7 protein-coding genes are annotated in these 5,891 nt (G+C 70.6%); 2 read left to right on the top strand and 5 right to left on the bottom strand.

Features of this window, described 5'->3' with window-relative positions; genetic code table 11:
* Window positions 1-198: 198 nt before the first annotated feature.
* Window positions 199-1,098: a 4-hydroxy-tetrahydrodipicolinate synthase gene (gene dapA / locus LCE31_RS33105; protein ID WP_225021057.1), complete on the bottom strand. Its 900-nt coding sequence runs from the start codon at window positions 1,096-1,098 to the stop codon at window positions 199-201.
* Window positions 1,099-1,330: 232 nt separating this feature from the next.
* Entirely contained in the window at window positions 1,331-2,068 is a 738-nt protein-coding gene (gene thyX, locus LCE31_RS33110) for an FAD-dependent thymidylate synthase (protein WP_225021059.1), read from the bottom strand.
* 182 nt (window positions 2,069-2,250) lie between these two features.
* On the opposite strand from thyX, the gene LCE31_RS33115 reads away from it, so the two are divergent.
* Together LCE31_RS33115 and LCE31_RS33120 are read left to right on the top strand one after the other, a co-directional pair.
* The gene (locus LCE31_RS33115; protein WP_225021061.1) at window positions 2,251-2,490 is read left to right on the top strand and encodes a hypothetical protein; all 240 of its coding nucleotides are present in this window, start codon (window positions 2,251-2,253) and stop codon (window positions 2,488-2,490) included.
* A 106-nt stretch (window positions 2,491-2,596) separates the two neighbouring features.
* Window positions 2,597-3,145: a hypothetical protein gene (locus LCE31_RS33120; protein ID WP_225021063.1), complete on the top strand. Its 549-nt coding sequence runs from the start codon at window positions 2,597-2,599 to the stop codon at window positions 3,143-3,145.
* Window positions 3,146-3,254: 109 nt separating this feature from the next.
* Here the strand turns inward: LCE31_RS33120 and LCE31_RS33125 are convergent, their stop codons facing one another.
* From LCE31_RS33125 to LCE31_RS33135, 3 genes are all read right to left on the bottom strand, one after another.
* The gene (locus LCE31_RS33125; RefSeq protein ID WP_225021065.1) at window positions 3,255-3,716 is read right to left on the bottom strand and encodes a tetratricopeptide repeat protein; all 462 of its coding nucleotides are present in this window, start codon (window positions 3,714-3,716) and stop codon (window positions 3,255-3,257) included.
* 22 nt (window positions 3,717-3,738) lie between these two features.
* Window positions 3,739-4,491 (bottom strand): 4-hydroxy-tetrahydrodipicolinate reductase, encoded by a 753-nt coding sequence (gene dapB, locus LCE31_RS33130; protein ID WP_225021067.1) that lies wholly within the window; start codon window positions 4,489-4,491, stop codon window positions 3,739-3,741.
* 52 nt (window positions 4,492-4,543) lie between these two features.
* Window positions 4,544-5,891: M16 family metallopeptidase (locus LCE31_RS33135; RefSeq protein WP_225021069.1), on the bottom strand; the 1,348-nt coding region annotated here is incomplete at its 5' end.

Here is a 5,891-nt window from a genome sequence, read left to right on the forward strand (position 1 = left end):
CCCCGGGGGCCGGGGGGGGGGCCGCGGGGGTGGGGGTTGGTGATCCACAAAACCCCCCCCCCCCCCCCCCCCCCCCCGGCGGGGGGGGGGGGGGGGCCGCGCGTGACATTCGTGCACTTGCAGTTGTCGTAATCCGGGATCGGTTCCCGGTCATCTGTCGTCGTCTCGTCTTCAGCTATTCAATTGTGAAGTCCGTTGTCAGAGCTGTACCCCGCCGGCGGCGAGATCGAGCTTGAGCTGGGCGGTCTCCTGCTCGGTGAGCCCGACCAGCGGAAGGCGCAGGGGGCCGCCGGGGAGGCCGCGCAGGGTGAGTGCGGCCTTGGCCGTGATGACGCCCTGGGTGCGGAACATGCCGATGAAGACCGGCAGCAGCTTCTGGTGGATCTCGGCCGCCTTCTGTACGTCGCCGTGGCTGAACGCCTCGACGAGCTCGCGCAGCTCCGGGGTGACGACGTGGCCGACGACGGACACGAAGCCCACGGCTCCGACGGACAGGAGGGGCAGGTTGAGCATGTCGTCGCCGGAGTACCAGGCGAGGCCCGATTCGGCGATGGCGAGGCTGGCGCGGCCCAGGTCGCCCTTGGCGTCCTTGTTGGCGACGATCCGGGGGTGCCGGCCGAGGCGGATCATCGTCTCGGTGTCGATCGGGACGCCGCTGCGCCCGGGGATGTCGTAGAGCATGACCGGCAGGTCGGTGGCGTCGGCGATCGCGGTGAAGTGCTGGAGGAGGCCCTCCTGCGGCGGCTTGCTGTAGTACGGCGTCACGGCGAGCAGGCCGTGGGCGCCGGCCCGCTGGGCGGCCCTGGCCAGCTCCAGGCTGTGGCGGGTGTCGTTGGTGCCGACGCCCGCGACGACGTGGGCGCGGTCTCCCACCGCCTCCACCACGGCCCGTACCAGCTGCTCTTTCTCCGCGTCCGTGGTGGTGGGGGACTCTCCGGTGGTGCCGTTGAGTACCAGGCCGTCGTTTCCTGCGTCCACCAGCTGGGTGGCGAGCCGCTGTGCACCGTCGGCGTCGAGCGCGCCGTCCGCCGTGAAGGGCGTGACCATGGCGGTGAGGACCCTGCCGAAGGGGGTCTGCGGAGTAGAGGTCGGAGCCATGGGTAACACGCTACTCGCTGCTCAGCCCCTGGTGTGGCCTCGGGGCACCGGACAAGAGGAGCCCGGCACTGCCTGCTCGGGGGTTCAAGCAGTGCCGGGTCCGTTTGATCAGCCTAGATGAACTTCTCGAAACGCCGCAATACGGACACCATGACCGGTGAGCCGTACATCTGTGCCCCGCGCCGGCCCCAAGGCCCCTCGACGGAGCCCTGCGGACCGGTTGCGTCGCAGGTCAGGGGGCTACCCGGCCGTTGGCGTTGAAGGCCGCGTGGGTCAGCGGCATCAGGCTCCGCCAGTGCTCCTCCATCCGCTCACCGACCATCTCGATCTCCCGCTGGGGGAACGAGGGGACCTTCGCGAGTTCGTGCTGCGTGCGCAGTCCGAGGAAGTGCATCAGCGAGCGCGCGTTGCAGGTCGCGTACATCGACGAGAAGAGCCCCACGGGCAGGGTGGCCCGCGCCACCTCGCGCGCGACGCCCGCCGCGAGCATCTCCTGGTACGCGGCGTAGGAGCGCCGGTACGACTCCTCCATGGCCTCCGTGACCGTGCGGTGCTGCTCCGGGGTGCCGTGCACGAACTCGTACTTCCCCGGACGCCCCTGCTGGACGAGCTTGCGCTCCTCGCCGGGCACGTAGAAGACGGGCAGCAGCTCGCGGTATCTGCCGGATTCCTCGTTGTATGACCATCCGACCCTGTGGCGCATGAACTCGCGGAAGACGAAGATCGGGGCGTTGACGAAGAAGGTCATCGAGTTGTGTTCGAAGGGGCTGCCGTGGCGGTCCCGCATCAAGTAGTTGATCAGGCCCTTCGAACGCTCCGGGTCCTTCGTGAGCTCCTCCAGGGACTGCTCCCCCGCCGTGGAGACGCGGGCGGCCCACAGGACGTCGGAGTCGGACGCGCTGTGCTTCACCAACTCGACGCCGACATCACTGCGGAAACTCGGCTCCGGCCCGGCCTTCTCGGTGCTCACCAGCGGGTCCTTCCGTTCTGTTCGCGTGCCGAGGCCACTGTAGAGGTCGCCTCGGACATACTCGTTACCAGGTCGTTTTCCACTCTTCAGGGGAATTCGGGCACCTGATCGGTTTGTTCTGCGTCCTACTGAACAGCAGGGCTGCAGACCGAAGCAGCACAGCAAGACGAGGAGACCGCCCCATGTTCCGCCGGCGCGAGGACGTACCGTTCACCTTTCTCGTAGAGGCCGAGCGCTTCCGCAGCAATGTCGAGCCGCCGCCGAAGCGACGTCCGGCGCGGGGCGAGCTGGCGGGCCGGGCGCTGATCGGGCTGGTCATCGTGGCGTCGTTCGCCGGGTCGCTGCTGTTCGGGATGCCCGCGCTGCAGAACAACCCCGCTCTGCACAAGGCTCAGCAGTCGGAGGCTTCGCAGCACCGCTGAGCGGTGTCCGCCGTCCGTCCGGCCCCCTCGGGTGGTCCGGGCGGGCGCGGGATCGGTAGCCTCACCGGGCACAGCAATCGAGCGTGCTTGTGAGTGAGGATCAGTCGTGCCCTTGTCCTTCCTGACGGCCGATCGTGCGTTCGACGCGGGTGACGACACCGCGTTGCCGTACGACGACCACGATCATTGGCGGCGCCCCTACCGGCCGGGTCCCTGGCGGGTGGGGGTTTCCGCCGTTCTTCTGCTGCTTTCCTCGTTCATCCTCTTCGCGACCGTGGTCACCGCGCTCGCCGCGGGCGGCTCGGGCGCCGTCGTGTGTGCCGTCGTCACTCTCGCGGTGATCGCGGTGGCGCTGCGGATGCTGCGGATGGGGACGTGGGTGAGCCGGCACGGCGTGCGCCGTGTGGGGCTCCTGCGTACCTCCACCGTGGCGTGGGGGCAGGCCGTGGGGGTGCGTACGGTGCAGCAGCCGGTGCGCTGGCTCGGTCTGCCGCGCACGGTGCAGGGCCAGGCTCTGGTGCTCGTACGGCACCGGGGCGAGCAGGTGCCGCTGCTGACGACGCACAGCGCGGACTTCCTGTCGAGCGGCGACGCGTTCGATCGCGCCGCCGACACCGTGGAGGCCTGGGGCGCCGAGTACCGGAGCGCCCGCTGAGGAGCCGGCGGCCGGTACGGGGCGAGCGGTACCGGTTGATCAGTACGTCAGTACAGAGTGAGTGCGTCGGTACGGAGTGACTGCTGAGGGCCCGTGAGGGGTGCGGGTGTCAGGTGGTGGCGTCGGCAGCTGGTTTGCCGTCGTGGAGCGCTATGGCACGCTGCATCGCCTTGCGGGCCCTCGGTGTGTCCCGGGCGTCGCGGTAGGCGACCGCGAGCCGGAACCAGCAGCGCCAGTCGTCGGGGGTGTCCTCGGTCTCGACGCGGCGGCGTTCGAAGACGGCGTCCGCGGACGCGCGGTCGATGCGGCCGCCCGCCGTGCGGACGAGTTCGTCGACAGGCAGCCCGCCCTCCGCGTCGAGTTCGGCGGCGAGCCGGTTGGCGCGGGTGACGAAGCGGGTGTTCTGCCACAGGAACCAGGCGCCGATGAACGGCAGGATCAGGACCGCGACGCCGAAGACGACGGTGACCGGGGTGCCGGCCTGGATGAGCCAGACCCCCCGGGTGCCGGCGAGGACGAAGTAGAAGACGAGGACGACCGCGCCGACGACGTAGGTGATCTTTGCGCTCATGGGTGTGTTCGGTCCGGTCCGCTCAGGCGAGGTCGAGGAAGTGTTCCAGGCCGACGGTGAGCCCCGGGGTCGTCACGACGCGGCGCACACCGAGCAGGATGCCCGGCATGAAGCTGCTGTGGTGCAGCGAGTCGTGGCGGATGGTGAGGGTCTCGCCCTCACCGCCGAGGATGACCTCCTGGTGCGCGAGGAGTCCGCGCAGCCGTACGGAGTGCACGCGTACGCCGTCGACGTCGGCGCCGCGTGCTCCTTCCAGGGCGGTCCTGGTGGCGTCCGGCTGGTCGCCGAGGCCTGCGGCGGCCCGGGCCTCCGCGACCAGCTGGGCGGTCCTGGTGGCCGTGCCGGAGGGGGCGTCGGCCTTGTTGGGGTGGTGCAGTTCCACGATCTCGACGGACTCGAACATCCGGGCCGCGAGTTCGGAGAACTTCATGGTGAGTACGGCGCCGATGGAGAAGTTCGGCGCGATGAGGACGCCGGTGGCGGGCGAGGCGGCGAGCGAGGTGCCGAGTTCGGCGAGCCGCTCCTCGGTCCAGCCGGTGGTGCCGACGACGGCGTGGATGCCGTGCCGTACGCAGAAGTCGAGGTTGCCCATCACCGAGGCGGGCGTGGTCAGTTCGACCGCGACCTCGGCGCCGGACTCGACGAGCGTCTCCAGCTTGTCGCCCCGGCCGACGGCGGCGACCAGCTCCATGTCGTCGGCGGCCTCGACGGCCCGTACCGCTTCGGAGCCGATACGGCCGTGGGCGCCGAGTACGGCCACGCGCAGCTTGCTCATCGCTGGTTCTTCCTTCTCGCGTCGTGGGTGGTGCGGGTCGGTCGCGGCGGCGTCAGGAGACCGCTTCGTCCAGGCGGGCGGCGTCCTTGTCGGCGAGCGGTCCGATGACCGCGAGCGAGGGGCGCTGCCCCAGTACATCGCGGGCCACTTCGCGGACGTCGTCCGGGGTGACCGCGGCGATCCTGGCGAGGAGGTCGTCCGTGGAGAGGTGGTCGCCCCAGCACAGCTCGCTCTTGCCGACCCTGTTCATCAGGGCGCCGGTGTCCTCGAGGCCGAGGACGGTGGCGCCGGAGAGCTGGCCGACGGCGCGGGCCAGCTCGTCGTCGTCGAGTCCGCCGGTGGCGGCGCGGTGCAGTTCCTCGCGGCAGATCTTCAGGACGTCGCCGACCTGGCCGGGGCGGCAGCCGGCGTAGACGCCGAAGAGGCCGCAGTCCGCGAAGCCGGAGGTGTACGAATAGACGCTGTAGGCGAGCCCGCGCTTCTCGCGTACCTCCTGGAAGAGGCGGGAGCTCATGCCGCCGCCGAGTGCGGTGTTGAGGACGCCGAGGGCCCAGCGGCGCTCGTCGGTGCGGGCGAGGCCCGGCATGCCGAGGACGACGTGGGCCTGCTCGGTCGGGCGCTCAAGGACTTCGGTCCTGCCCGCGGCGCGCAGTGCGCGACGGCCGCCGCGGGGGGCGACGGGGGCCGCGTCGGTACGGGTGAGGGCGCCGGCTTTCTCGAAGGCGGCGCGCACCTGCCGTACGAGGGCGGCGTGGTCGACGTTGCCCGCGGCGGCGACGATCAGGTGCCGGGGGTCGTAGTGCTTCTTGTAGTAGCGCGTGATGCGGTCGCGGTCGAGCGCCTCGACGGTCTCGACGGTGCCGAGGACGGGCCGGCCGAGTGGCGAGTCCCCGAACATGGTGTGCGCGAAGGCGTCGTGCACGATGTCGCCGGGGTCGTCGTCGGTCATCGCGATCTCTTCGAGGATGACCCCGCGCTCCGCCTCGACGTCCTCGGCTTCGATGAGGGAGCCGGTCAGCATGTCGCAGACGATGTCGACGGCGAGCGGCAGGTCGGTGTCGAGGACGCGCGCGTAGTAGCAGGTGTACTCCTTCGCCGTGAAGGCGTTCATCTCGCCGCCGACCGCGTCGATGGCGGAGGAGATGTCCAGGGCGCTGCGCCGCTCGGTGCCCTTGAAGAGGAGGTGTTCGAGGTAGTGGGTGGCGCCGCCGAGGGCCGGGGTCTCGTCGCGGGAGCCGGCCTGGACCCAGATGCCGAAGGTCGCGGAGCGTACCGAGGGGAGGGTCTCGGTGACGACGCGCAGGCCGCCGGGCAGGGTGGTGCGGCGGACGGTGCCGACGCCGCCTTCGCCCTTGACGACGGTTCGGGTACGGGCGACGGCCCGCGCCTCGGAGGAGGTG

Origin of the sequence: Streptomyces sp. 8L (assembly GCF_020176795.1) — a bacterium.
Taxonomy (GTDB): Bacteria; Actinomycetota; Actinomycetes; order Streptomycetales; family Streptomycetaceae; genus Streptomyces.